The organism is Halopseudomonas aestusnigri, from assembly GCF_002197985.1.
Taxonomy (GTDB): Bacteria; Pseudomonadota; Gammaproteobacteria; order Pseudomonadales; family Pseudomonadaceae; genus Halopseudomonas; species Halopseudomonas aestusnigri.
In genome coordinates, this window is record NZ_NBYK01000015.1 from 41421 (window position 1) to 68268 (window position 26848).

A 26848-nucleotide genomic window follows, 5' to 3' on the forward strand; every position below is an offset into this window, starting at 1 on the left:
AGGTAGGTTTCGTCACCCATTTGATTCACGGCAGCGCCCAGAGCCCTGCCGGTTCTTTATACAGAGAGATTGTTCATGACTGCTATCCGTACCATCGAAGGTGATTTTGTAACTGGCCAAGGCCGCTATGCACTGGTCGTTGGCCGGTTCAACAGCTTTGTGGTGGAAAGCCTGGTAGAGGGCGCGGTAGACGCGCTCAAGCGCCACGGTGTCAAGGAGTCAGACATCACCATCGTGCGTGTTCCCGGCGCCTTTGAAATTCCGCTGATGGTCAAGAAAATCGCTGACCTCAAGCAGTACGACGCCATTGTCACTCTGGGCGCCGTTATTCGTGGCGGTACCCCGCACTTCGAATACGTTGCCGGCGAATGCGTCAAGGGCGTGGGTGCGGTATCTCTGGAGTACGGAATTCCGGTTGCCTTCGGCGTGCTGACAGTCGACAGCATTGAGCAGGCCATCGAGCGTTCCGGCACCAAGGCTGGTAACAAAGGCGCTGAAGCGGCCATGTCTGCGTATGAAATGGTCAGCGTCATCAAGCAGCTGGAGGCCTGATGGACGATCAGCAGAGTTCCCCCGCAGCTGGCCGACCCAAGGCGTCGGCCCGTCGCAAGGCACGCAGTCTGGCGATGCAGGCGCTGTACTCCTGGCACATGGCTGATTTGCCGGTGTTTGATATCGAGGCGCAGTTTCGCACCGACAACGATTTCAGCAAGGTGGATAGTGCGTATTTCCACGAGCTGCTGACCGGTGTGCCGCGCAACCTCGGTGACATCGACGATGAGCTGAGTCGTGTGCTGGATCGGGACATCAAGGATGTTGATCCGGTTGAGCTGAGCGTACTGCGCATCGGCGTCTACGAGCTGCTCAAGCGCATCGATGTGCCGTATCGCGTGGTCATCAACGAAGCCATCGAGATGGCCAAGTCGTTCGGTGCTACCGACGGTCACAAGTACGTCAACGGCATCCTCGACAAGCTGGCTCCGCGCCTGCGCAAGGCCGAAGTCGGTGCCGCCCGCAAGGGACGCTGATCGACCGGCCATGGCGCTGGACGAGTTTGATCTGATCGCCCGTTACTTTCGCACTGCGCGTCTGGAACGGGCTGTCGATGCCAGCGCTACTGTCCTCGGCATCGGCGACGATGCCGCAGTGCTGCAGGCCGCTGCCGGGCAGCAACTGGTCATTTCTACCGACACCCTGGTTGAGGGTGTGCATTTCCCCAAAGACTGTCCCGCCGCCGAACTGGGCTATCGCGCCCTGGCGGTAGCGGTCAGTGACCTGGCGGCGATGGCCGCGTCTCCTCTTGGGTTTACCCTCGCGCTGAGCCTGCCGCAGGCGACGCCCGGCTGGCTGCAGGCGTTTTCCAGTGGTCTGGCCGACGCCGCCCGCGATGCCGGCATCAATCTGATTGGTGGTGACACCACCCGCGGCCCACTCAATATTGGCGTCACCGTGCTTGGTCAGGTGCCTGCCGGGCAGGCGCTGACTCGCTCCGGCGCTCGCCCCGGCGATCTGCTTTGCGTCGGCGGCAGTCTGGGTGATGGCGCTGCCGGGCTGGAGATCGTGCTTGGCAAGCCGCTGCCCGCGGGCTTGCCGATGGCTGCTCAGGATTACTTGCATCGCCGGTTCTGGCGGCCTCTGCCGCAGCTTGCGTTGGGGCAGCTGCTGCGCGGGGTCGCTACTGCCGGTCTGGATATTTCCGATGGCCTGCTGGCCGATGCCGGGCATATCGCCAGTGCCAGTGGTGTGCGTTTACTGATCAACGGTCCGCAACTGCCGATGTCCGATGCCCTGCGCAGCTGGTCCGAGCGTCAGCAGCTCGACTGGATGCTGCGTGGTGGCGACGACTACGTGCTGCTGTTTACCCTGCCGCGTGCCGCCCGGTCGCAGCTGGAGCGCTGGCGTGCGGCGGGTCATGCGGTCTGCGTTATTGGCGAGGTACAGGGCGGGCAGGGGGTTCAGCTGGACCTCGGGCTGGGGCCGAAACCCATCGATGGCCCGGCCGGCTATCAACATTTCAGGAGCACGGATGACTGACGCGCACGAAACGACGCCAGCCTCGGTATGGCGCAACCCGATCCACTTTCTGGCCTTTGGCTTTGGCAGTGGTGCGATCCGCCCGGCGCCGGGGACCTGGGGCACGCTGGCGGCGCTGCCCTTTGTGCTGGTCTGGCAGCAACTGCCGGTTGCCGGCTACGGCCTGGTGATCGTGCTGTCGACCCTGCTCGGCATCTGGCTGTGTCACCGCACCGCTGCGGATCTGGGCGTGCACGATCACGGTGGCATCGTCTGGGACGAATTCGTTGGGCTGTGGATTGCGCTCTGGCTGGCACCGACCGGCTGGCTCTGGTTGCTGGCCGGCTTCGCCCTGTTCCGGCTGTTCGATATCTGGAAGCCCTGGCCAATCCGCTGGATTGATCGTCAGGTTGGCGGCGGCTTCGGCATCATGCTGGATGACATTATCGCCGGGTTCATGGCGCTGCTGGTGCTGTTGCTGGCCGAGACCCTGTTGGCTATGGTGTAAGCCTCGTCCGTCATCGCGCAAGGGAAACACCGCATGGCTCGTATCGCTTCTCTCTCTGCTCTGCTGCTCGGCGCCGGGCTGGCTGCTGCCTCGCTGGTTTCAGCGGCTACCGACGTACGAGTGGTCGGGCTGTTCGCCAATGCGGCAGTGGTCAATATCGATGGCCAGCGCCACATGCTGCGGGTTGGCAAGCCGCCAGTGAACGGAGTCGAGCTGATCGCCGCCGACAGCCAGACGGCAACCCTTAGAGTGGACGGCCAGACTCGCCAGTTTGGTCTGCAGCGTGAATACACCGAAGGCTTTGCCCAGTCTGAGCGCCAGCAGGTCAGTATCCCGCGCGGCGAAGGTGGTCATTTCCGGGTTACCGGTTCAATCAATGGTCAGACCGTCAGTTTTATGGTCGATACCGGCGCAACCAGTGTCTCGATGAGTTCGGTGCAGGCGCGTCGTCTCGGTATCGATTACGCGCTCAGCGGCACACCGGTTCGCGCCGCCACAGCTTCCAGTGCCGTGGATGGTTACCAGGTGACGCTGGCGCGGGTAAAGGTTGGCGACATCGAGCTGTCCAACGTGCAGGCGCTGGTGCTGGAAGGCCGTTTTCCGCTCGAAGTGCTGCTCGGCATGAGCTGGCTTAGCCGGGTGCGGATGGACGAACAGGACAACCTGCTGCTGCTCGAGCGCAAGTACTGACCCTCTGCACCACAGGCCGGCGCATTCAGCAGACCTATCCAGGCGTCTTGCAGATCGCCCGAGCGTCCGTCACCTGCTAATATAAGCGCCCCTTTTTTGCAAAGGTCGTACAGGAGACCGGCGTGACAGTCACCTTTATTGCGTCATCCCAGCTGCCCACCAAGTGGGGCACATTCACTATGCACGGCTTCCTGGAAGAAGCGACCGGCAAGGAGCATGTGGTGCTGACGATGGGCGATGTGTCCGATGGCGCGCCCGTACTAGGCCGTCTGCACTCCGAATGTCTGACCGGCGATGCCCTGTTCAGTCTGCGTTGCGACTGCGGCTTTCAGCTCGAAGCCGCGCTCAAGGCCATCGCTGAGGAAGGCCGCGGCGCACTGCTGTACCTGCGTCAGGAAGGTCGCGGCATCGGTCTGATGAACAAGATCCGCGCCTATCACCTGCAGGACGGCGGTGCCGATACCGTAGAAGCCAACGAACTGCTCGGCTTTGGCGCCGACCAGCGCGATTACGGCATCTGCAAGCCGATGCTTGATCACCTGGGCATCAAGAGCCTCAAGCTGCTGACCAACAACCCGCGCAAGGTCAAGGCCATGCAGGGTTTTGGCGTGCTGGTAGCCGAGCGCCTGCCCCTGCAATTCGGTAAGAACCCGCACAACACCAAGTATCTGGAAACCAAGGCAGGCAAGCTGGGCCACATGCTGGGCCAGCTGCACCAGGCCGAAGCCGAGGCTGAGTCCGATGACCTTTGATCCCAAACCCCACTGGCGAGCATTGCGCAGCGTCTGGCGCATGCTCAGCCTGACTGTCCTGCTGTTGCCGATCCTGCTGGTGGTGGTGCTGGGTGACTGGACCGGCCTGTTCGATCAGGCCGCGGTGCCGCTGTTCACCGTCGGTATGGCCAGCCTGATGCTGACCCTCTGGCGCTTCCGGCTGTACAAGCGCACGCTGATTCGCGCCGAAGGCCTGGGTGACAGCGCAGAAGCCGCCAGTGCATGGGCCGTATTGCACCGTAATCAGAGTCTGGGGCTGGCCGCCGCCGCGCTGCCGGCGCTGATTGCTCTGGTGCATTACTTCTGCGTGGGTGAAGCCATCCCGCTGGTGCTGCTGGTGATCGTCAGCCTCGGCGCCATGCTGCTTTACCGTCCGCCGGCTGCCTGGGTCAACTGAGTGCGTCAGCTGCTGGCGCTGCTGCTGGCGCTGACCCTCAACACACTTTCTGTTCAGGCTGCCGAGCGCATCGTCAGCCTGGCTCCCTTTCTGACCGACATGGCCCTTCAGCTGGGCGCTGGTGCCCGGCTGGTCGGTGTTCTGGACGACGGTCAACTGCCCGCCGAACTGAGCGATCGGCAAACTGTCGGCAGCTATCAGACACTCTCTGCCGAACGGATCGTGTCCGTCCAGCCTGATCTGATCCTCGCCTGGACCTCCGGCAATCCCCCCGACCTGCTGGAGCGCCTGCGTGGCTGGGGCATTCGCGTCGAACAGTTCGACCCGCAACGGCTCGACGACATCGCCAGCATGACCCTGCAGCTCGGTGAACTGCTCGACCAGCCAGCCGAAGCGCAGGCGCTGGAGGCCGACTTCCGCGCCCAGCTCGACCGGCTCCGTGCGCCGCCGTCGTCAACCCGGCCCAAGGTCTTCCTGCAGCTCTGGGATAACCCGCTCTACACGGCCGCTGGCGATCAGTTGTTGTCCGATGCATTGACGCTTTGTGGTGCTGACAACGTCTTCGCCGACCTTGCCGGCCTCGCCCCGCAAGTGGGCCGCGAAGGCGTGCTGGCCGCTAATCCCGACGTCATCATCGCGCTCGCGGATCAGGGCGTTACTGCAGAAGCTTGGCTGGACGACTGGCGCCGTTTCCCCAAGCTGGCCGCCGTGCAGCACAACCGCCTCCATGTACTCGACAGCGACCTGCTGGTCCGCCCGACGCCCGCGATTATTGGTGGAGTAGAGCAGTTGTGCGGGTTGGTGCGCTTAATCCCATGAGGGGTTAACGCCCTTTATCGGGCGACCAGCGGCACTGTCTCTTGGGTTGACGCTTCAGAGCTGATGCCTATAATCGTCTGCAACACGGCCCCTGTCGGTTGATGCGCTTCAGCGCTGATATTGCTCAGGGGTTTTTTATTGCCTGACATTTACCAATTCCGCGACTGCCAACCGGCGTCCGCGCCCATATGCTCCAGCCCAAGGTCCAGATGCGTCAGGTTTGGGAAGTCATTCTCCAATAATGCTTTCAGCCTTGCTCCCCAGCTCGATGCAGGATTTATGACCGTCATCAGGTGATGTGTGATGCACAGTAGCAAGAAGGGTCTTGCGATTGCGTGGGGATTGCCGATGAAGCTGTCTAGCGCAGCGACTTCGCCTTTGGCAGGTAATTTGGGCTGGTCGATAATGTTGCGATTCCACAGGCGACTATGGTGGGCGCATACGCTCCGCAGATAGTTCAGGCTACGGAGCCAGCTGGCGAAGATGCGACCGTTGCTGACGCCGTATTCTGATGAGATAGCGTCTTGGTCCGTTTCTGTCATGCCTCCAAACAGCGTCGATAGCGTCCCAAAATCCCATACTTCACAGGCAACCCAAACGGCGAGAGGCAGGCCGTATCTGTCCCTGTTATGCCGAATAAAGTCTTCTTTGGAGCGGTTGATGAGTGTTGCATGTTTGTTCAACCAGCTATGGTGTCGGCTAAGCCCGGTTTTGCTGTCTAGCTTGCAGGAAAAACTTTCGTGAAACCGCTCGGGTTGCAGGTAGGCGAATCGGTGGTACTTGCCCAGCCGATGGGAGAGGTCAACGCGTAGGGCAATCTCGATGCGCTCCAGCGCGTCCAGCACCAAGAGTCGCAGCTTTTTATCGAACACATACAGGTCGACTGCGTTCTGAAAGGTTGTCCCGGATTTGAATTCATCGAGCGGCAACCGGTCTTCCTTTACCTTTCTGGGTTTTCTGCCGTTTTGCGGGTCGAGTGGGCAGCAGACTTCTGTGCGTTCACGGAAAGCGAACCAGTACCCGCTCAGCCGGTAGCAGCCGATCCGTTCAAGGTAATCCAGCGCCTTTTCTGGGTCGGTTGCCTTCATCCCTCGATTAACCAATAGATCAAGCTGCTCCTGGTAACTCATCCAGGGTTTGCTGTATGCAGCCATCAGGCGCACTCCCTGTGCTTATGATGTGGCGTTCAGATGTTCGGTAACCGGAGTGTGCCTCCGTTGGTGCGTTTGCCAAAACCGGTAGGTGTCAGGATTGCGTGCTGCTTCATTGATGGAAGCTCGGAACACCATTCAGACTTGCTGTCGTGCCAGTTGTGGGTGACTTCATGCAGGATGTTGTCATCGCTGCATGGTTTGCCTCCGATCAACAGGTCATTCCACGCGCTATACAGGGTTGAAACCCGCTCGCTGAGCGACTTCATGTCCATGTACTGATGTACTTGTTGTGGCTACACGGCGCTGCGGTGCCGGGTAGAGCGAAGGCTCAACGATAGCCAGGGTAAAGCGCAAAGCGCAGGCCGGTTGCTGGTGTGCGGTTGCTTAATGGTTGTTGGCACCAGCATGATGGGGCTCTGCGATTTCGCAGGGACGTGATAGGGGAAGCGCATGGCAGCACAGATGGAACCGACACGGTTGGCCGTGTTGATTGATGCCGACAACGCCAATCCGGCGATTGTTGAAGGGCTGCTGGCCGAGGTGGCCAAGTTGGGTGTGGCGAGCGTAAAGCGCATTTATGGCGACTGGACTACGCCGAGTCTGGGCAAGTGGAAGGCCTCGCTGCTGGAGCACTCTATTCAGCCGATTCAGCAGTTTGCCTACACCTCCGGCAAGAACGCGACCGACAGCGCGATGATCATCGACGCCATGGACTTGCTGTATTCGGCAGACCTTGGCGGCTTCTGTATTGTTTCCAGCGACAGTGATTTCACCCGTCTGGCCGCGCGCCTGCGTGAGTCGGGCAAGGTGGTGTATGGGTTTGGCGAGCAGAAAACGCCCAAGCCCTTCGTCGCCGCCTGCGACCGTTTTATCTACACCGAGATCTTTACCCAGCATCCGGAGAATGCCGAAACGGTTATTCAGCGCCGCTCTGCTCAGGAGCTGCGACAGGACGCCAAGCTCTGCACTTTGTTGCGTCAGGCAATTGAAGCGGCCTCCGACGATGACGGCTGGGCCAATCTCGGCCCGGTTGGCAGCCAGTTGGCCAAACAGATGCCGGAGTTTGACCCGCGCAACTATGGCTACAGCAAGTTCAGTGGGCTGGTGGAAGGTATTGGCCTGTTCACCCTGCGACGGGAAAACAACCTGCTGTTGGTCAAGGACCAGCGCCCGGGCAAGAAGGGCTGACGCAGGCGGTTACCAGCTGCCAAACGGAATACCGTGGGTGTCGATATAGTGCTGGGCGTTGGGGCTGGGTGGGCGGTAGAACTCGCCGTTGGATTTGCCGTTGTAGGGGCCGACGGGGTTTATTTCGCCTTGGACGTGGGCGATTTCCACTGCGTCCAGACAGGGGCCCACCAGCCAGGCCTTCACTACTCCGCCAGGGGCAACGCCTATAGCGATGGTATCCAAGTATTGGATTTCATGTTCGTCTCGCCATGCGCAGTAGGCGTTTCGCGGTTTGACCATTTCTGCTCTCGTGGCCTGGGACAGGTTAAAACTAGCGCGATACACCTGGGGCTCTGCCAGAGATTGCCAACGAACGGTGACCTTTGCGGGTAGGTCGATTCCGGTCATGGGGAAGCTTGAGCCCGGCCCTGGGTTCTCAGGCCAGCCGCGTGCGTCACCTCGATTGTCGGCAGGTGTTCTTGTTGAGGCGACTCCGCCAAACACATCTTCATACATCAAGTCGTTTACATCGGTCAGGTCGATCTGCTCGACCCAGGCTTCCATATAGTCGGGGGCCTGCAAGCCCACGTACCAGGCGCGGTATGGGAGATCCGGTTTGGGTGGGAAAGGCGCCAAGCTTGTGTGGCTGGAGCAGCCGCTCAGCCACAGGACAGTCAGCCACGCCGCGAGATGCTTGATCATACGGGGTATCCCTTTTGTTTCTTGTCGGGATAAATAGCTCGAGTGAAGCCATCGCGTGGCTTGTTGGCCATAAAGGTTTTCACAGGGTTCCAGTTGGCCGAGCAGTGAATATAGCGACTGTGCAGGAACCTCTGTTCGTCTCTACTCAGAGCAGGGCTGATGCCGATCATAGCGGCGGCATACACCTTGTCTGCGATAGGCTTTAAGTCTGCGGGTATGGTGAAGCGGGCGTCATGCTCGTTAATTGTGTCGAACGGCACTCCGTAGGCGAGGCCTTTGGCGTGCATCACTTTCAGTGATACGCGGGACAGCTCACCCCTGACGGTACGTTCGATTGAAAGGCCGAGCAAAATACGGGCTTTTGGCATACGCCGTAAAGCCCGTTCGTGAAGGATAAGGCGTCCGTCGCCTGGCAGCCCTCGCTCGCGGAAAAGGGCTTCTTCGTGCTGTCTGGTCAGCCACGCTCTGGAGCGAACTAGCTTTTGTCGTGCCAGGCCGTCTAGGGGGTAGTCATCACTAAGGAAAAATACCGGGCTACCCAGCAGCAGTCGCTCATAGGTAAGCGTTGGATAGCCGCCACCCAGGTTTGAATGGACGCCGGGTAGCACCAGTTCTTCATGGGCTTTGTCTACCCGGTTCAGGCTGAAGTTGTGCCGGTGTTCATCGGCAGCGGTCAGGTGCACTACCTTGCGGGCGCAGCGGGGCGGCAGGTGCAGATTGACGCCCGGGTTGTAGTCGTCGCCCACGCTGAGGTGGCCTTGAGTAGGGGCGCCTATTGCCGCTACGGTATCGAACAGGCCGATAAAATTGATGCTTATGCTGTCTTTGATGGAGAAGTCTGGAGCGAACGCGGGGGGCTGGGTATCCAGGTTGGTGGCGAGAATTCCGTTATCCGTTTTCAGCACCTCGTTGGCGAAGTGGCGAGCTGATGCAGCTCCCCGGCTGAAGCCGAAGATATCGAACTCGATGTTTTCAATCACAAGTTCCGGATTCCGATAGCGCAGGTTGTCGATCATTCTTTTTAGGAGAACAGGGCTCTGCTCAACCCGCTCAACAACGCCAGTCTCACCTTGCCCAAACGCCATGCCCATGGTGGCGTCCTCTTCGCCAGCCTTGCTGCCGGCACCTTCGACATAGACCTTTACGCAGGCTTGCGTGGTGGCTGGTTCTATCTGTCTCTGTGAGTCGTCACGGTACAAACGAAACAACAACGCCACATTGCTCAACTCGTTTCCATAGCTGTTATCCGGCCGCTGATCAAAAAAAGCATCGCTATCGCTGTCGTTATAGCCTTGGCTTTCGCAGAAGCGGGTGACGGCTTCGAGCCCGTCGGGGCCGAGTTGGGCGAGGTCTTCGCGGCGGCATTGGGCGGTGAGGGCGGCGTTGGGCAGGTTGTTGAGGGTACCGTCGAAGAACATGCCGACACGCAGGGTGATGCGCTGTTTCTGCGGCAGCTCGGTTTCCTCTTCCTCCTCTTCTTCCTCACGCTCAAGCGGCACGGCGTTGCTGGCGCCGGGCTGCACTGGAACGTCAAACAGCGCCTGCAGGGTGCGCACCAGGCCGGTGATGATCATGGCTTGAGCCGCACGGCTCTCGGCGCTGCCAGATTGATTGTCAATAAGAACGGTCGGGGAGCCGGAGGTGATGCGGTCGCCGTGGGCGCCAACGCTGCCGAGTACGGCGGCGGGGCGGCCGTTGATCAGGACGTTGCTGATGAGCTGGCTGCTGAGCGGGCTGCCGCAGCTACTGGTGTCGCCCAAGCGGGCTGCGGGCTTGCCGTCAAACAGTACGTCCGTGGCGCCGCTGACGAGGCGCTGGCTGCCGTGGCCGGTCTGCGGGCATTGTGTGGGGTCGCCGAGGCGGGCGGCGGGTTTGCCGGACATGCCAATTCCCTCTGGCTGCAGGTGTTCCTGCGCTGATCCTGCGGGGCGCTGGCGGGTCGGACAATTGAGGATGCGGGGGAATGTGCGGTGCTTGGCATCTGCCGGCGCAATGCGTTGCCGGGCTGGCCGGCAACGCATTCACGGGTCAGATCACGTCTTCCATAAACTCCAGCGCGCCCTGCTGGCGGATCACCCGGCGGTGTTGGGCCCAGAGTTCGGCCACGCGTTCGCGGTTGAGCTGCTGTCGGTCGAGCAGCACGCGGGTGTTCAGCTCGCCGACCGGCTGGCTGCTGGGCACCTTGCTGAACACAAACTGGTTGCTGACCAGTTCCAGGAAGGGGCCGGCCTTGCTGGTCGGCATGATGAAGATCAGCTGCAGGCCGAGGGTTTCGGTCAGGTAGGCGATGACTTCACGCGAACGGATTTCATCCATGTGCATAAAGGCTTCGTCGACGATCACCATGCGCAGGTGGCTGTCGCCCTCGTTGAAGCGGAAGGCGCTGGTTACCGCCGCGGCGCGGATGATGTAGGCCGGGGTTTCCAGCTGGCCGCCGGAGCCGGTGCCGTATTCGCTCAGGCGGATCGGCGACTTGCCTTCCGGGTGCTTGAGAATGTCGTAGCGGCGGTAGCGACGGTAGTCGCTGATGCGCTCCAGCTCGCGCAGGGCCTGCTGTTCGTCGCCATCGAGCAGCAGTGCGAGCAGTTGATCGCGCACCGCGGCCGAGCGCTCGGAAAGGGTGTCGTCGAACAGACTGGTGCCATCGCCCAGGTTCGGCATCTGGATCAGTTCGCGGAAGAACTCCCAGTAGGCCTTGTACTCGGGTAGCCAGTCCCAGTCGAACTGGAAGCGCTCGCGGTCGGCGCCGAAGCGGTGGTGCTCCAGCTCCTTGTTCAGCTGCTCCAGCGTGCGGCGACCGTCATTGATGGCCTGATGAATCTCGTGACACAGGTCGCTGACGAAGGTGGTGTTGAAACTGTCGCGCAGGCTGGCGAGCTGCTCCTGCTTGGCCAGCAGCACGTTGTTGCGCAGGCGGTTGTGCAGGTTGTCGAGTTGCTGGTGCAGCGCGCCGACATGGCGGAAGAACGCCAGGCTGTGCAGCTCCGCCGGAGTGTCGGCGAGCACCTGATCGGCGGGCTGGGCCTGCTCGTTGTAGTACTCGATGGCGCGCTGCAGGTCGGCGACCTGGCGGTGCAGGCTGCTGGTCAGCGCCTGGGCGTCGGCGATAAAGTCGAACTGGCCACCACGCTGCTCCAGCATGGCGTCGAGCTGTTCCAGCCGTGCCTGCGGGTCGAGCCCCGGGACCTTGGCGGCAGCATCCAGAAGATACTGCTCGGCCTTGTCGCGGGCGTCGAGCAGGGCATCGCTCTGGTCGGCGAAGTGGGTAATGCGCTGGCCGATGCTGACCTGCTTCTCCTGCAGGCGGCCAAGCTGCACGTCCAGTTCCTTGCCGTGCAGTTCCAGCTCGCGGTGGCGCAGGGTCACGCGCTGTTGTTCGGATTCCAGATCGTGGTGCGCGCCCAGATCAAGCGCTTCCAGTTGCTGTTCGACTTCGCGCAGCTGGCGCTGGCTATCGAGCAGCTCGCTGGCGCGGGCAGCGTATTCCAGCGGCGCAATTTGACCGAGCTGGCGGGCCAGCTCGCGCAGGGCTTCCAGTTCGCGGCGCAGCTGATGCTGCTGCAGATCCAGATCGTGCAGGCGCTGCTCCTGCGCGCGCAGGTTGCGTTCGCGGGCGGCGGCGCCGAATACCAGCTGGCTGTCGTCGATGTCGCAGCGGAACAGCGCGTAGTTACCCGAGCCCATGCCGTCGCGGGTGATGCCGCGGCGGGTCTGGCGCAGGGCACCGGCGTCTTCCACTCGTGCCACGGTGGCGTAGGACGCCTGCAGGTAGTATTCGGCGACGCGATGGCTGAAGCGCATGACCTGCAGGATCGAGTCGTTTGGCAGGCTGATGCGTTCGGCGTCCTGTTTGGCCTTGCTGCCCTGAATCACCCGGGCACGGTTGCGTTCGCGGCTGTTCATCTGGCGCACGATGCGGATGGCGTCGGCTTCATATTCTGGCTCGACCAGAATGGCGTAGCGGCTGCCGCCGATGTAGCCCTCGATCGCCATCTGCCAATCCGGGTCGAGTACTTCGACGTGGTCGCAGAGTACGCGCGGGTCGGCCTGTGGACATTGCTTGCGGATCGCCAGTAGCGCTTCCTCGACATACGCGGGGTAGGTCACGCGGCTGCTCTGCAGGGTGCTGATCTGGTGGCGAATCTGGCTGACCTGACGATCCAGCGTATTCAGTGCGCTGCTGCGCTCCTGCACCAGCCGGTCGACCCGCTGCAGCAGGCTGGCGCCTTCGCTGTCTTGCTCGCGCAGGCGCTCAGCCAGCTGGTTGTGCGCACGCTGCTGGCTGCGAATGGCATCCAGGCCGGCATCCAGCGGGGTCAGGTCGATCCAGTCGCGGGCCAGCAGTTGATTCAGGTCGGCGACCGGTTCGCGCTCGGCGGCCAGCACTGCGGCACTGGCCTCGCGCCAGCCGCGGCTGGCCAGCTGCGGAAGCGCTTGGCTCAGGCTGTGCTGGGCGAGCAGGGCGCCGGCGGATTGCAGCGCAACCAGGTTGCGGTCGCGCTGATGGGCCTGGGTCAGCAGACCGGGCACGGCGCTGCGCAGCTGCTCGCTGAGCTGGCGCTGGCGCTGTTCGAGCTGATCCTTGTTCTGCAGCGCCGGAATGCCCTGGCGGCGGGCTTCCAGTTGCACCAGTTCGTGGTGGGCCTGTGCCAGGCGCTCGGTGGTCAGGCGCTGGTCCTCCTGCAGGGCTTCGAGCTGGCTTGCGAGCTGCTGCTGCTCCTGCTTGGCGGCCAGATAGCCTTGCTGGTTGTTCTGCCAGGCTTGCGCGGCGGCGGCGTACTCCAGCCCGGTGCGCTCCAGCCAGCTGTCCAGATACTGGGTGGTCTGGCTGGTGGTCAGCGACAGCAGCTCAACCGCCTGACGCACGCGCGCCGCTTCCTGCTCCATGCCGTGCACGGTGCGCAGCAGGTCGCGGATGCGCTTGATGGTGTCGCCAAACTCGCGCGGCTCCAGCACTTCCTCGGCGACAAACTGGTCGATGGATTTGACCGGTTTGTAGGCCATGAAGTTGGCAAAGGTGCGCGCGGCGTTCTTGGCTTCGCGGGTTGAGAGTGCATCGCGGCGGCCGCGCAGGGCGGCGTACAGGCGGGCGAGATAGGCGCTCTTGCGGTCGTAGACTTCGATCTGCTGGGCGCTGAACTGCTTGCGCAGCAGGCCCGGCAGTTCGGTCACCGCGATCACGTGGCGGCCGTCTTCCTGCTCGCGCAGAAAGTGCGACAGCGACAGCATCTCGCCGGGAATGATCATCAGCAGCAGTTCGTCCTGCCGCGCCTGCCGGCTGCTGCCGGCGGCGTCGAGATGGGCGCGCACACCGATCACCGCGGTAAAGGGTTCGGCGGTTTCGCCACGGGTCGGGTGGAACACGCCGGCGATATAGCCGTCGGTGTCCCAGGGGCGGGCGTAGGCGCCGTCATCACAGCCGAGCACGTAGGAGGCGAGGGTACGCACCTGCTTGCCGCCGCGGCCGCGCTGGGTGGTTTCGTCCTGCCCGGGGTTGTAGTTGAACAGGTTGTCGTGGGCGGCGGTCATCAGCGTCTGCAGGGCATCCGCTGCGGTGGTCTTGCCGGAGCCGTTGCCGCCGGAGAACAGGTTGACCGGGCCGTATTCCAGCTCTTCGACCGGCAGGTTGCCCCAGTTGACGGTAATCGAACGCTTCAGATACATCCGTTGTTCTCCTCGGCGGACGGCTGGTTTTCGCTGTTTTCAATCTCGGGGCTGGCGAGCTGGGCCAGCGCGCTGTCAGTCACCAGGCTGATGATGCCTGGGCGGATGGTCAGCCAGGCTTCGCCGCTGTCCAGTTCGGCATCGCTGGGGCTGCGAATCAGCCGCAGCTGGCGCAGGCGGCGTAGCAGGTTGCGGCGTTCGCTCTGCTGCTCCGGCAGCGAGCGGCCGAGCAGGTTGCGACTGCTCAGGTTGAGCGCTTCGAGCGACAGCATGACCTGACCGAACTCGTCGACCTGACCTTCGCGCAGGGCCTTGTCGTACTCGGCGCGCAGCACCAGAATCAGCGCCACTTCCTGCTGGTTCAGGCGCTCGCGCAGGCCGCTGCCGAAGCTGTCGTCGGCATCGACCAAACCGGGTACTTCTGCGCCCGGCGGGAACACCCGGACCAGATTGAAGCGCGGCTCGTGCAGCACGCGGATGCGCAGAACGGAGAGATAATCCTCGACCAGCTCGGCGGCCTGCAGGTAGCGGTCATAGAGCTCGGCCTCGCGGTTGCTTTCGTCGCGGCAGAGTACGCCGCGGTCGAGCAGGCGGATCATCAGCTCGGAAAAGTCCTCGGCACTCAGGCCGCGTTCGTTGAGGTGGTGGTCCAGCGCGTCACGCATGTTCGTCATGTTCCAGATCGATGATGAAGCCGTCACGGCGATCAAAATAGGTTTCGTTGCTGATGGTCTCGCCGCTCGGCTCGATGCGCACGCGCAGGCCGCTGGCGGCGTGTTCGGCGCTGGCCAGCGCGATCACATGGCTGAGCGCGAGCAGGTCGTTGGCGCTGTTGACCGGCAGGTCGCGGGTGTTGAGCTTGCTGCTGTTGCCGAGGGCGGCGCGCAGGTAGCTGCGCAGGCCACTGGCGTTGACGTTGAAGGCCTTGTCGAGCAGCTGATTCACCGCCAGCGTGCGCAAGGTGTCTTCTTCCGGCGCGTCGAGGGTTTCCATCAGGCTGTGTACCGGAGGGCGCTCCCGGCGCTCGCGCAGCTTCACTTGACCGGGATCGACCAGCGCCAGATTGACCACCGCCATTTCCTCGCCGGCGGCGCTCAGACGTTTGGCCTGCTCTTCGGCGGGCAGGGCGGACAGCTCGCGGCACAGGCCGACGATATCGCTGTGCTTCTGGCTGTGCAGGTAGCTGAGCTGACGGATGATGATGTCGGCCCGTTGGGTGAAGCTCTGCAGCGTGCGGCGAAGGGCTGGCAGCATGATGTCGGCGGCGTTGCGCAGGCAGCCTTCGATGCCGTCCAGCAACTGCCAGAGAATCGAGCTGCGTTCGTCCACCAGCAAATCCGGCGCCAGGCGGCGCAGCTCGCGCTCGGCCTCGGCCTTCCACTCGCGTGGCTTGCGGCGAATACGGGCGATCACATCCTGAATGCGCTCGCGGTGTTTTTCGACGCTGTCGGCCGACAGGCGCACCGCCAGATCGGGCTGGAAGCGACGTTCCATAAAGTCGAAGAATTGATCACTGGCCTGCTGCACCAGTTGCTGCGCCTCGACCTCGCGTACCAGCTGGCGCTTGCGCTCTTCCAGCTCGGCGATGATGTCGGTGAAGTCGGCGATGATGCGTTCAGCGTATTCGTGGGCGTCGAGCAGGTCATATACCTCGCCGTGCTCGGCAAACGCCGACAGCGCGTTCAGCGTGTTGCGGGTGTTGCGATGGCGGGTGCGGGTATTGTGCCCGTCGGCCTCGGCGAGCGACTGGGCAAACAGCCGGCCCATGCGGCTGAACGGGTAGGTTGACTGGAAGGTCGCCTGATCCACCTGACGTTCCAGCCAGCCGTTTTCGATCAGGCTGGTGAGAATCCAGCTGGCCTGCTCGCGGTTGCTCTTGAAGCGGCTGGTGTCTTCATCGTCGCTTTCCAGCAGCGGTGCGCGTTCCAGCGCTTCACTGAAGATATCCAGCACCTGCTCGCGCTTGAGTGATTCGCCGTAATCGGCGCGGGCGCTGTACAGCCGCTCGTGCAGAAGGCGCAGGCACTCGACAATCTGTTCGCGGTATTTGCTGGTGAGCGGGCGGAAGAACTGCAGTCGCTCGTTGGTAAAAAACATAGGGCGTCGAATTCCGGTTCGGACAAGGACGCATTATGCCTGATCAGCGGTGCCGGGCGGCAAGTTGGGGCGACGGGTTGTGCTGGAGTTCATGCGGGGGAGGTTCGGAAGCCGGGAGGGTTGAGTTCCAACTCGACCAAAGGCTTTTTCTGCGTCCCTAGGCCGAGTTGGAACTCGACCTTCCCAAAAACAAGCCCCGCACGAGGCGGGGCTTGTCGGTACGGCATTGTCTGCAGGTGACGCTTACAGCTGCGGGGTCCAGGTTACTCCGAGCAGCAGCGTGCGGCCGCCTTCTTCGTAACGGAAGGGGACCTGGTTGAAGCTGGTGTCGTAAGCGGTCCCGCCGGCGGTGTAGTAGTCGCGATCCAGCAGGTTTTTCACGCTCAGGTTGAAGCGCAGGTTGTCGCTGGCTTGCCAGCTACTCCGCAGGTCGACTACGCCGTAGCCCGGAATCTCGCGGCTGTTGGCCAGATCGTTGTAGCTGTCGGAGGCCAGTTGCCAGCCGGCGCCGACCGACCAGTCACCAAACTGACGATCCAGATCAACACTGAGGCTATTCTTCGGCCGACGAGCCAGTCGGTTGCCATCGGCGCCGCCACCGCTGCGGTTGCGGGCATCGATCAGGCTGTAGGAAACCGTGCCCTGCCAATCCAGCAGCTTCTGGCTATAGACCGCCTCAAAGCCATTGATGCGTGCAGCATCGATATTGGTCATCTGGAATGGGTTCGGGCTGCCTGCCTGGTTGCCGTCCAGGGCCGAGTTGGTGACGATGGCGTCTGTCAGGTCGATACGATAGATCGACAGTTCGAGCCGCGCGCTGTCGCTTAATTGGCTGCGCCATTGGGCTTCGTAGCTTTTGGCCGTTTCCGGTTTCAGGTTGGGGTCAGCGTAGATGGTGCAGCCGAAGCCCGGATAGCAATCGTCGGGATAGTATAGATCGTTAAAGGTCGGTGCGCGGAAAGCTTCGCTGTAGGACAGGATCAGGTCATTGGCCTGGTTAACGTGCAGAGTCAATGCAGCGTTCCAGCTGTTGTTGCTGCCGAACTGCTGGTTGTCATCATGACGCAAGCCCAGCTCTGTGCCGAAGCGTTCGCTGTCAAACTGGTGCTGGATGAACGCTGCCTTGTTGCTCCGCGATGTCTTGGTGAAGTCGTTCGAGCTGTGCAGGGTGTCCTTGTACCAGTCCAGGCCGGCGGTGAGGTTTTGGCCGTTGCCCAGGGTCAGATAGTTGAGCCAGTTGATCTGGTCGCGGTAGGTGTTGAATACCGATCCGCCGTAAGGATCGAAACTCTCCTGGCGGTCTTCGCTGTGGCCGGCTTCCAGGCGGGTGCGCCACACTTCAGTTGCTTGCACCTGCAGGTAGGCTTGAGCGCTTGAGATGCTGAAGTCGGTGTAGGCGAACGCAGCCGGTGAGAGGTTGTAGTCGTATTCGCTCTTGCCTTCCTGATGCATGCCGCTGATGCCGAATTCGATGCTGTCGGTCAGTTGGTGGCTGAAGCTCAGGCTGGCGCTTTTGTTGCGGTAGGTGCTGTCTTCCGAGCCCGGCAGGTTGGTGCGCTCAAAACCATCGTTTTCATCCAGCGCGGCGCTGAGGTTGAAGCGCGTGCGGTCGTCTCCGCCGGAGAGGCCCGCACTGCGACGCCAGGTGCCGTAGTTACCTGCTGCAATCGAAACGCGCGGGCTGAGACCCTGACCATTACCGCGGCGGGTGAAAATCTGAATTACACCGCCGATGGCGTCCGAGCCGTACAGCGCTGAGCGGCCACCGCGAACCACTTCAACACGCTCAATCTGATCGATCTGCAGGTACTCCAGGCCGCTGAAACCTGCCGATGCACCAGCGATGCGCTGACCGTCGACCAAAACCAGCGTCTGAGTGGTGGAAGTGCCGCGCAGGAAAATGCTGGTCAGTGAGCCGGTGCCGCCGCTGCGGGAAACGTTCAGGCCGGGTACGCGGGCCAGCAGGTCCGGCAGATCCTGTGGCTGCAGACGGTCGATATCAGCCCGGGTAAAGACGGTGCTGGCCGCGCTGCTTTCGCTGCGACTTTCGACCTGGCGGGAGGCGGTAACGACGGTATCGGCGAGTGACAGCGCGTCGTTGGCCTGGGCAACGGCGCAGGCCAGCAGGCCCGGAATGATCAGCAGTGACTTGTACATAGATTCCTCAAAAGTTCGGCTTTTGAGGAGGGCGGGAAGTCAGAAGGCAGGCCACGGCGCGGCGGCTGCACGCTGACCGGTGACGCCCTCCGCGACACCTCAGCAGACAGTCGCACGGCATTGCCGTGGCTGTACTCGCGCTGGGCCGGTCTCCGGACTTGGAATCAACACATCATCGCCTTCCCATGCAGAGCACAGTGGCATTTTCGATGATGCTGGCAGGGCGGGCCTGCGATTCCTTACCGTTGCGGGGGCAGTGTCGGATTCTCACCGACTTCCCGTTTCACCCGGACTGCAATGCAGGCCGGACACCCAGGCGACTGGAAGTGGGGCGGACTCTAGGCTTTTCGGCGGGGTGGGTCAAGCCTGCCAGAGGCAGGCTCTTACAAACGGTCGAGGCGGGCGCGAATGGCCGCTTCGATACCGGCAGCGTCCAGACCGCACTCAGCCAGCATTTCAGCGGGCTTGGCGTGCTCGACGTAGATATCGGGCAGGCCGAGGTTGAGCACCGGCAGCTTGATACCCTGGGCCAGCAGCCACTCGTTGACCGCGCTGCCGGCGCCGCCCATGACGGCGTTTTCCTCGACGGTCACCAGCAGCTCATGGCTGGCGCTCAGCTCCGCGATCAACTGGGTGTCCAGCGGCTTGACGAAGCGCATGTTGGCAACGCTCGCATTCAGTGCCTCGGCAGCCTTGCTGGCCTGCTGGTGCAGGGTTCCGAAGCAGAGGATGGCAACCTTTTCGCCCCGGCGGGTAAGCACGCCCTTGCCGATCGGCAGCGGCTCCAGCACCGGATCGATGGGCACGCCCGGGCCGGTACCACGCGGATAGCGCACAGCCGCCGGGCCTTCATGCAGGTAGCCGGTGGTCAGCATCTGACGGGTTTCGTTCTCGTCGGCCGGCGCCATGATCAGCATGTTCGGCAGGCAGCGCAGGTACGACAGGTCGAAGCTGCCGGCGTGGGTCGGGCCGTCCTCGCCAACCAGGCCGGCGCGGTCGATGGCAAACAGCACGTCCAGATTCTGCACCGCAACGTCGTGGATCAGCTGATCGTAGCCGCGCTGCAGGAAGGTCGAGTAGATGGCAACCACCGGCTTGGCGCCTTCACAGGCCATGCCCGCAGCGAGGGTGACGGCATGCTGCTCGGCGATGGCGACGTCGAAGTAGCGCTTGGGGAAGCGCTCGGAGAAGGCAATCAGGTCCGAGCCTTCCTTCATTGCCGGAGTAATGCCGATCAGGCGCTCGTCCTGCTCGGCCATGTCGCACAGCCACTGGCCAAAGATGTTCGAGAATTTCGGTTTGCTGACGCCGTTGCTCGGGGCCTTGGGCTCCAGCTTGGTGATGGCGTGGTAGCCGATCGGGTCGGCCTCGGCGGGGGAAAACCCCTTGCCCTTCTGGGTGATCACGTGGAGGAACTGCGGGCCCTTGAGCTCGCGCATGTTCTTCAGGGTGCGTACCAGCGTAGGCAGGTCGTGCCCGTCGATCGGGCCGATGTAGTTCCAGCCCAGCTCCTCGAACAGGGTGCCCGGCACCAGCATGCCCTTGGCGTGTTCTTCGGTCTTGCGTGCCAGCTCCCAGGCCGGCGGAATCTTGGACAGGACCTTCTTGCTGCCCTCGCGCATGTGCGAGTAGGTGCGACTGGACAGGATCTTGGCCAGGTAGTTGGACAGTCCGCCGACATTGCGCGAGATCGACATGTCGTTGTCGTTCAGCACGACCAGCATGTTGGCTTCTACTTCCGAGGCGTGGTTGAGCGCTTCAAAGGCCATGCCGGCGGTCAGCGCGCCGTCGCCGATCACGGCAACGGTGCGGCGATCCAGGCCCTGCAGCCCGGCAGCGATGGCCATGCCCAGGCCGGCGCTGATCGAGGTGCTGGAATGGCCGACGCCAAAGGTGTCGTAGGGGCTTTCGCTGCGACGCGGGAAGGCGGCCAGGCCGTTCTTCTGGCGCAGGCTGGCCATCTGGTCGCGGCGGCCGGTGAGAATCTTGTGCGGGTAGGCCTGATGGCCAACGTCCCACAGCAGGCGGTCGTCCGGCGTGTGATAGACGTAGTGCAGGGCGATGGTCAGTTCGATGACGCCCAGCCCCGCGCCGAAATGCCCGCCGGTCTGGCCGACACTCCAGAGCAGAAAGGCCCGCAGCTCATCGGCCAGCTCGGGCAGCTGGCTTTCGTCAAGCGCACGCAGCGACTCGGTGTCGTCGATACGGTCCAGCAGCGGCGTGCTGGGGCGATGGAGCGGGATTTCGTGGAAAGTGCTGGGCATCAAACAAGGCTCTGGGTGCCAACGTCGGTGGCGGGAAAACAAGGGCGCAGTTTAACCGATGCAGGCCGATAGCCCAACTGCACGCAGGGCTATCTCAGAAGCGACGCTGAACGGTGTAGTCAGCCAGCTGGCGCAAGCGCTCTGCTGCGGGGCCGAAGCCTGCGACTGCGGTGAGCGCCTGGTCGCGCAGCTCGGCAGCCAGGCGGTGGGCACCGTCCAGCCCGAGCAGTGCCGGGTAGGTCGGCTTGTCGCGGGCCAGGTCGGCGCCTTGCTGTTTGCCGAGCACGCTGGTATCGCTTTCGATGTCGAGAATGTCGTCCTGCACCTGGAAAGCGAGGCCGACGCTGTCGGCGTAGCTGCCGAGGGCAGCCAGCTGTTCGGCATTGAGCCGCTCGCTGGCCAGTGCGCCCAATTGCACGCTGGCACGAATCAGGGCGCCGGTCTTGTGCCGGTGCATGGTTTCCAGGGTGGTCTGGTCGAGCTTCTCGCCGACCGCACCAAGATCAATCGCCTGTCCGCCGACCATGCCCTGCGGCCCGGCGGCGTGGCCCAGCAGGCTGACCATCTGCAGACGGGTATCCGGGCGGCAGTCCGGCGCGCTGGCGAGCAGTTCGAAGGCCAGCGCCTGCAAGCCGTCACCGGCGAGGATCGCGGTCGCCTCGTCGAAGGCGCGGTGGCAGGTAGGCTGGCCGCGGCGCAGGTCATCGTTGTCCATGGCCGGCAGGTCGTCGTGAATCAGCGAGTAGGCATGGATCAGCTCCACCGCTGCTGCCGCGTGATCTGCCCGGGCCAGCTCGCCACCGGCAGCCTCGCAGCTGGCATAGGCCAGTAGCGGGCGCATGCGCTTGCCACCGATGACCACGCTGTAGCGCATGGCACTGTAGAGTCGATCAAGACGGGGTTGCGGGGTATGCAGCTGATTGCTCAGGAAGGCGTTGATGCGTTGCTGACACTGCTCAAGATACTGACCGAATGGGCTCATTCGCTGGCGCCGTCAAAGGGTTCTGTCTTCAGCTCTCCATTGCTTTCGATCAGTTGCTGGACCTTCTGTTCCGCCTGGGCGAGCGCCTGCTGGCATTCGCGGGTCAGGGCGACGCCTTGCTCGAAGGCACTCAATGACTCTTCCAGACTGAGGTCAGCGCTTTCCAGCCGCTCGACCAGTGCCTGCAGCGAGCCCAGTGACTGCTCGAAGTCTGCGGCGGTTTTCTTCCGGGCCATGCGTTACCTCATCCGGGATGGTTCAAACGGCTGAACATTACCCAAGGGGGCGGGGGCGGTCAATCGGCGTGTGTGTAATGGCGGAAGCGTGACGGCATTGATTCAGATCAGCAAAGGTGGCGATTTTTTGACTCTTGTGGTGTCTTTGGCGCGGTGCTTGATTACAATTTGACATCAAACTCATCATTTATCTGATCTGCCATGACCGACGAATCGAAGGTGGTTGTTGCTGCATCTACGGCGCAGCGTGACCCGATTATCAAGGCGCTTAAGCAGGCCGGGCTTGACTGTGAGCTGATCTGTCGGCCACAGGATTGCCGGGACGCGCCATTGTGCCGCTGGCTCGCTCCCGAGCAGCTTAACGAGCGCAGCCGCGTGCGTTTTGCCCTGGAGGATGCCATCGACACCCTGGAGCAGACGCGCCATGCCTTCCGTTCGCGGCAGCTGGCGGGGTTGCGTCATCGCCTGGAAGGGCTATTGCAAAGCTTGTCAGAGGATGATCTCTAGGGTAGCGTGTTTCCTGACCAACGAGACGGCTTTGCCGGTCAGGACGCAAGGGCCTGAAAGACAAGGCGCTGTACTCCCGAGATTTTACAGATCGGGAGTACAGCGCCTTTTTTGTTGCCCGCGCAAAACCGAATAACAACAGTCGGCAGCCCTATGGAGCGCTGCCTTCTTACCGCCATGGACGTGATAACCGTGCTTAAACCGGTCTTCGACAAACTGGGGCTTGATGCCAGCGGCCTGCAACAGCGTTTGCATTTTCTCGACTGGAGCAACGCGGATGGGGAGCGTTTACGCCGTATCGCCAGTTTCGGTGAGCAGGCCAGCCACGAATTTGTTGAAGCGCTGTACGAGCGGTTGAAACAGTATCCTGAAACGCAGGAGATCCTGTGTGGCGAGGGGCTGGTCGATCGCCTCAAGCATAGTCAGCGGGGCTATTACAGTCGCCTGTTCTGTGGCGAGATTGACCAGCGCTATCTGGAAGAGCGTGTGCGCATCGGGCACATACACGAACAGGTCGGCGTTGAACTGAAGTGGTATCTGGGTGCGTATCGGATGTACCTGAGTCGCATGCTCGGTAGCTGGTTCGACGATCTCAGTGTCGAGCAGCGGTCAAGGCTGGCTGATTTCGATAGCCTGCTGAAGATTGTCTTTTTTGATATGAGCCTGGCCGCTGACGCCTACATTGATGCCGAGCATCGTGCCCTGGAAGCCAGCGAAGCCCGGTATGCCCATGCCTTGCGCGGCGCCAACGATGGCATCTGGGACTGGGATCTGCAGCAGGATCAGCTCTATGTCTCCGAGCGCTGGGCCAGCATGCTTGGCTTGACCCAGGCCCAGGTCGGACAGCGCTCCATGCACTGGTTCGAGCGCGTTCACCCGGACGATCAGGCCGACTTGCAGGCTGCTATCCAGCAGCATTTGCAGGGCGGCTCGCCGTGGATTCGACATGAATACCGCCTGCGTCGCAGTGACGGCAGCTACCTGTGGGTGCTGACCCGAGGCGTGGTTGAGGTCGACTTGTCCGGGCGCCGGCGGCTGGCCGGTTCGCAGACCGATATCAGCGAGCGCCAGCGCTTTCAGCGCGAACTGGAGCATGCTGCCCGGCATGACCCGTTGACCGGACTGATCAATCGCCACCAACTCAATATCCAGTTGCAGCGCACGGCCTCACAACTGAGCCGGCCCGGCGCGCGCCATGCGGCCTTGCTGTTTATCGATCTGGATCGTTTCAAACTGATCAATGACAGCCTGGGGCATGCCGCTGGTGATCGGGTTCTGCTGCTGGTGGCCGAGCGGCTGCGCAGCTGCCTGCGGCCCGGGGACCAACTGGCCCGTTTTGGCGGCGACGAGTTTGTCATGTTGCTGGATGATCTGGCCTGCGCCGAGGATGCAGAAACGGTCGCAACCCGGGCACTCGCCGCGTTGCGCGAACCGCTGTGTTTCGGCGAGCGTTGCCTGGTGGTCAGCGCCAGTATTGGTGTTGCGCCGCTGCTGCCCGGGCAGGGGCTGGAGGATGCCCTGCAGGCCGCCGACCTGGCGCTTTACAGTGCCAAGGAGTCGGGCAAGGCGCGCTTCGAGCGATTCGATCAGTCGATGCAGCAGCGGGCACGTCAGCGCCTCAAGCTGGAAAGCAACGTGCTGCAGGCGCTGCAGCGTGACGAGTTTACTCTTCATTACCAGCCGATTTTCGATCTGAACGCCCCAAACCAGCCGCCGGTGGCGGTCGAAGTGTTGTTGCGCTGGTCCCATGACGGTGAATCGGTTTCACCTGCCGCCTTTATTCCGGTGCTCGAGGAGTCGGGGGAGATTGTCGCGGTCGGCTACTGGGTGCTGGAGCAGGCGTGCAGACAGGCTCAACGCTGGCAGCAAGAAGGAGCCGGGCCATTGCATTGCTCGGTCAACCTGTCGGGTCGGCAGCTGCAGGAAGCGGACTTCGTCCAGCGCCTGCGTGAGATCCTCCAGGTCACGGGTTATGCGGCCGACAGTCTGGTACTGGAAATTACCGAAAGCCTGCTGATCGATCACGATCCACGGGTGCTGGCCAGCCTGCGCGAGCTTGCCGATATGGGCGTGCGTATTGCCCTGGATGACTTCGGGACCGGCTACTGCTCGCTTGGCTACCTCAATCGTTTTCCGCTTCACATCATCAAGCTGGACCGCAGCTTTCTGCACGAGACCCACGAAAACACCCGGCAATTCACTATCTGCAGGGCGATCATCGCGCTCAGCCGCAGTCTTGGATTGGCGGTGGTTGCCGAGGGCATTGAGCACCTCAGCCAGGTTGATCTGATGCTGCAGGAAGGGTGCACCCTGGGGCAGGGTTTCAAGCTGGGCTTTCCCATGTGTGCCGATGACCTGAGAGGTCTGCTTTTTCCCTGATGTTCACCACTGCGCCGCGAGGGGTATATGAAGGTAAATTTACCGATCACCGACAGCGAGGTCTGTTTGCAGGATGGCGATAACCTGCTGACAACGACAGACCTCAAGGGTGCCGTCACCTACGCCAACGCAACATTCGAGCGCATTAGCGGCTATTCGCAAGCCGAGCTCGTGGGGCGAAACCACAACATCATCCGTCATCCGCATATGCCGCCCGAGGCATTCAAACAGCTGTGGGACTGCCTGAAGGCAGGTAAAAGCTGGATGGGGCTGGTGAAAAATCGCTGTAAAAATGGTGATTACTACTGGGTCAGTGCCTATGTGACACCGGTGCGTGAGAACGGCCGGGTGGTTGAGTATCAATCGGTTCGCACGCGTGCGTCGGATGAGCGAGTAGCCGCTGCCGAGCGCTGTTATGCCGCTTTGTTGCAGGGCAAGGTGCCGCGTGCGTTGCGGCGTCCGGCGCTTTCACTGTTTGCCCGATTGGCGTTGGGCAGTGCCGCAATGCTCTGTGCGGCGGGTGTCATCCTGGCCTCGTCTGGCGCGTCTCTGCCGGAACTGGCGCTGACCCTGTCCGGCGGCTATGCGCTGTTGTTGACCGGCCTCTGGTACCAGTTGGGGCCGCTGCGTGCGCTGACACGCCGGGCAAGGGCGGTCGCTGACAACCCCCTGGGCCAGCTGCTTTATACCGGGCGCCGGGACGAGCTGGGTCAGATTGCCTTTGCCTTTGACATGCAGGAGGCCGAGGCCTCTGCGCTGGTTGGGCGCATGAGCGATGCGGCGCAGCGACTGGCCCAGCAAAGCCGGGATATGGTCGGCGCGGTGAAACGCAGCAGTCAGGCCAGCAGCGAGTTGCAGGCGGAGACTGAGCAGGTTGCCGCCGCGGTCGAACAGATGGCGGTCAGTGTTCAGGAGGTGGCACGTAACGCCCAGCAGGCGGCCGAGGATGCCAGAGGGGTAGAGCGCAGTGCCAGTGATGGTCATCGGGTAGCCAGCTCCACCAGTGAACGAATGGCCATGCTGACCGCCTCGATTACCGAGTCCGGCGATCGGCTGAAGGCGCTGGCCAGCCAGAGCGAACAGATATCTGCCGTGCTGGAGGTCATCAACGGTATTGCCGAGCAAACCAACCTGCTGGCGCTGAACGCGGCAATCGAGGCGGCGCGGGCCGGTGAGCAGGGTCGCGGGTTTGCCGTGGTCGCCGATGAGGTGCGTGCGCTGGCGGCGCGTACCCAGCAATCGACCGCCACCATTCGGCAGTCGATTGAGGGCTTGCAGCAGGGTAGCCAGGCCGCGGTCAGCGCGATGCAGGCGAGTCTGCAGCAGGTTGATCTGTGCGCCGCGGGTGTCAGTGAAGCGACCGAGGCGCTGGATGGCATTGACGGGCTGGTCAGTGGTATCAGTCAGGCCAGCGCTCAGATTGCCGCAGCGGTGGAGCAGCAAAGCAGTGTCAGTGACGAAATCAGCCGCAGTTTGCAGCGTATCCGACTAGGCAGCGTGACCAACCTGGAGGCAATGGCTGAAAACGATGAGCATGCCGCCGAGCTGATGACGCTGGTGCAGCGACTGGAAGGGCTGGCCGGCGAGTTCTGGCAGGCGCACCGCGCCCGCTCAGACATCTCCCCAGAGGTGCTGAAGCATGGTCAGCGCAACCACTGGCGCGGTCTCGGTGCGCAGCACGCGCGGGCCGAAACGGGCAGCGTGGAACCCCGCCTGCTCAGCCTGCGCGATCTCGCCAGCGCTGAGACCGCCCTCCGGGCCGATCAGCAGGGCGGCTGAGCGGGGTGCCGGCAGGCTGCTCAGATCCTGCTCGGTGCGGTGGTGCAGGACCAGTTTGACCTCGGCCTGCAGCCCTGACAGCCAGTCCTGCAGCGCCATCGGCGGATGGATTACCGGCACAACGCTGCGGCCGCACTGCTCGCAGGCGCTGACAGCGATCTGCTGCCAATGAGCTTGGCGCTTGTCGGCGCGTTCACCCTGCAGCTTGACCTCGCAGCGCTCGGTAAACAGCGGGGTGATTTCGCTGACGCCCAACTCGACCGCTTTCTGAATGGCCCAGTCCATGCGCTCGCCGCGGGACAACGCTTGCCCGAGGTGGGTGTGCAGTGGCGACTCGGGTGTACCGGCCACCGGTTGCTGCAGGGTTATGGTCACGTCGCGCTTGCTCACTGCGCTGACTTCGCCGGGACACTCCAGACCTGTGCCGTTGAATATCTGTACAGGTGCACCGGGCGCCAGGCGCAGCACCCGACCGATGTAGTGGGCAACGTCGCCGTCGAGAATGACCTCGCCTGCGGCCAGCGGGCGATCCAGATAAAAGCGGGATACGCGCATGG

23 protein-coding genes, 1 pseudogene and 1 riboswitch are annotated in these 26848 nt (G+C 62.5%); of the genes and pseudogenes, 12 read left to right on the top strand and 12 right to left on the bottom strand.

All coding sequences use genetic code 11. The annotated features are described in order from the left end of the window. Window positions 1–75 precede the first annotated feature (75 nt). The 8 genes from ribH (at window position 76) to B7O88_RS15900 (ending at window position 5200) form a co-directional block, all read left to right on the top strand. On the top strand, window positions 76–552 hold the full coding sequence (gene ribH, locus B7O88_RS15865; RefSeq protein ID WP_088277433.1) for a 6,7-dimethyl-8-ribityllumazine synthase: 477 nt from the start codon (window positions 76–78) through the stop codon (window positions 550–552). Then, window positions 552–1028 (top strand): transcription antitermination factor NusB, encoded by a 477-nt coding sequence (nusB, locus tag B7O88_RS15870; RefSeq protein WP_088277435.1) that lies wholly within the window; start codon window positions 552–554, stop codon window positions 1026–1028. The genes ribH and nusB overlap by 1 nt, the downstream gene beginning before the upstream one ends. A gap of 16 nt (window positions 1029–1044) precedes the next feature. Then, entirely contained in the window at window positions 1045–2034 is a 990-nt protein-coding gene (gene thiL, locus B7O88_RS15875; protein ID WP_328587513.1) for a thiamine-phosphate kinase, read from the top strand. Further along, a complete protein-coding gene (locus B7O88_RS15880; protein WP_088277439.1) occupies window positions 2027–2521 on the top strand; it encodes a phosphatidylglycerophosphatase A family protein in 495 nt (164 codons plus the stop codon). The genes thiL and B7O88_RS15880 overlap by 8 nt, the downstream gene beginning before the upstream one ends. Before the next feature lie 33 nt (window positions 2522–2554). Next, entirely contained in the window at window positions 2555–3211 is a 657-nt protein-coding gene (locus B7O88_RS15885; protein ID WP_088277441.1) for a retropepsin-like aspartic protease family protein, read from the top strand. Window positions 3212–3333: 122 nt separating this feature from the next. Beyond that, on the top strand, window positions 3334–3963 hold the full coding sequence (gene ribA / locus B7O88_RS15890; protein WP_088277443.1) for a GTP cyclohydrolase II: 630 nt from the start codon (window positions 3334–3336) through the stop codon (window positions 3961–3963). Continuing rightward, entirely contained in the window at window positions 3953–4381 is a 429-nt protein-coding gene (locus B7O88_RS15895; RefSeq protein WP_088277445.1) for an MFS transporter, read from the top strand. The genes ribA and B7O88_RS15895 overlap by 11 nt, the downstream gene beginning before the upstream one ends. After that, window positions 4382–5200, top strand: a complete 819-nt coding sequence (locus B7O88_RS15900) for a cobalamin-binding protein (protein WP_088277447.1) — start codon at window positions 4382–4384, stop codon at window positions 5198–5200. It abuts the gene before it with no gap. A gap of 149 nt (window positions 5201–5349) precedes the next feature. On the opposite strand, the gene B7O88_RS15905 is transcribed toward B7O88_RS15900, so the two are convergent. Further along, window positions 5350–6354, bottom strand: a complete 1005-nt coding sequence (locus B7O88_RS15905) for an Abi family protein (protein ID WP_172409679.1) — start codon at window positions 6352–6354, stop codon at window positions 5350–5352. A 32-nt stretch (window positions 6355–6386) separates the two neighbouring features. Beyond that, complete coding sequence (locus tag B7O88_RS18015) at window positions 6387–6620, bottom strand: hypothetical protein (protein ID WP_216359016.1); 234 nt, start codon at window positions 6618–6620, stop codon at window positions 6387–6389. A gap of 184 nt (window positions 6621–6804) precedes the next feature. Here B7O88_RS18015 and B7O88_RS15910 point away from each other — a divergent pair, with 184 nt between their 5' ends. Next, window positions 6805–7542, top strand: a complete 738-nt coding sequence (locus B7O88_RS15910; protein ID WP_088277449.1) for an NYN domain-containing protein — start codon at window positions 6805–6807, stop codon at window positions 7540–7542. Window positions 7543–7551: 9 nt separating this feature from the next. Here the strand turns inward: B7O88_RS15910 and B7O88_RS15915 are convergent, their stop codons facing one another. From B7O88_RS15915 to B7O88_RS15955, 9 genes are all read right to left on the bottom strand, one after another. Then, complete coding sequence (locus B7O88_RS15915; protein WP_088277451.1) at window positions 7552–8226, bottom strand: DUF2931 family protein; 675 nt, start codon at window positions 8224–8226, stop codon at window positions 7552–7554. Beyond that, complete coding sequence (locus B7O88_RS15920) at window positions 8223–10109, bottom strand: PAAR domain-containing protein (protein WP_160003204.1); 1887 nt, start codon at window positions 10107–10109, stop codon at window positions 8223–8225. Before B7O88_RS15920 ends, B7O88_RS15915 begins: the two co-directional genes overlap by 4 nt. A 145-nt stretch (window positions 10110–10254) precedes the next feature. Beyond that, window positions 10255–13890, bottom strand: coding sequence for an ATP-binding protein (locus B7O88_RS15925; RefSeq protein ID WP_088277455.1), 3636 nt, complete (start codon window positions 13888–13890; stop codon window positions 10255–10257). Continuing rightward, a complete protein-coding gene (locus B7O88_RS15930; RefSeq protein ID WP_088277457.1) occupies window positions 13881–14555 on the bottom strand; it encodes a DUF4194 domain-containing protein in 675 nt (224 codons plus the stop codon). Before B7O88_RS15930 ends, B7O88_RS15925 begins: the two co-directional genes overlap by 10 nt. Beyond that, window positions 14548–15987: a Wadjet anti-phage system protein JetA family protein gene (locus B7O88_RS15935; protein WP_088277459.1), complete on the bottom strand. Its 1440-nt coding sequence runs from the start codon at window positions 15985–15987 to the stop codon at window positions 14548–14550. Before B7O88_RS15935 ends, B7O88_RS15930 begins: the two co-directional genes overlap by 8 nt. Window positions 15988–16230: 243 nt before the next feature. Further along, window positions 16231–18144 (bottom strand): TonB-dependent receptor domain-containing protein, encoded by a 1914-nt coding sequence (locus B7O88_RS15940; protein ID WP_088277461.1) that lies wholly within the window; start codon window positions 18142–18144, stop codon window positions 16231–16233. A gap of 126 nt (window positions 18145–18270) precedes the next feature. Continuing rightward, window positions 18271–18474, bottom strand: a riboswitch (cobalamin riboswitch). A 53-nt stretch (window positions 18475–18527) separates the two neighbouring features. Further along, the gene (gene dxs, locus B7O88_RS15945; RefSeq protein WP_088277463.1) at window positions 18528–20408 is read right to left on the bottom strand and encodes a 1-deoxy-D-xylulose-5-phosphate synthase; all 1881 of its coding nucleotides are present in this window, start codon (window positions 20406–20408) and stop codon (window positions 18528–18530) included. 94 nt (window positions 20409–20502) lie between these two features. Next, entirely contained in the window at window positions 20503–21390 is an 888-nt protein-coding gene (locus tag B7O88_RS15950; RefSeq protein WP_088277465.1) for a polyprenyl synthetase family protein, read from the bottom strand. Next, window positions 21387–21626, bottom strand: a complete 240-nt coding sequence (locus B7O88_RS15955) for an exodeoxyribonuclease VII small subunit (RefSeq protein ID WP_088277467.1) — start codon at window positions 21624–21626, stop codon at window positions 21387–21389. The genes B7O88_RS15950 and B7O88_RS15955 overlap by 4 nt, the downstream gene beginning before the upstream one ends. Before the next feature lie 201 nt (window positions 21627–21827). Between B7O88_RS15955 and B7O88_RS15960 the strand changes: the two genes are divergently transcribed. The 3 genes and pseudogenes from B7O88_RS15960 to B7O88_RS15970 all read left to right on the top strand — a co-directional run. After that, entirely contained in the window at window positions 21828–22133 is a 306-nt protein-coding gene (locus B7O88_RS15960) for a hypothetical protein (protein ID WP_088277469.1), read from the top strand. A 192-nt stretch (window positions 22134–22325) separates the two neighbouring features. After that, entirely contained in the window at window positions 22326–24512 is a 2187-nt protein-coding gene (locus tag B7O88_RS15965) for an EAL domain-containing protein (RefSeq protein ID WP_160003205.1), read from the top strand. 27 nt (window positions 24513–24539) lie between these two features. After that, window positions 24540–25985: pseudogene (locus B7O88_RS15970) on the top strand (methyl-accepting chemotaxis protein); the annotation flags it as partial. Window positions 25986–26123: 138 nt separating this feature from the next. Here B7O88_RS15970 and B7O88_RS15975 read toward each other — a convergent pair. Beyond that, window positions 26124–26846 carry a 16S rRNA (uracil(1498)-N(3))-methyltransferase gene (locus tag B7O88_RS15975; RefSeq protein ID WP_088277473.1) on the bottom strand — a complete coding sequence of 241 codons (723 nt, stop codon included), beginning with the start codon at window positions 26844–26846 and terminating at the stop codon, window positions 26124–26126. Window positions 26847–26848: the final 2 nt, after the last annotated feature.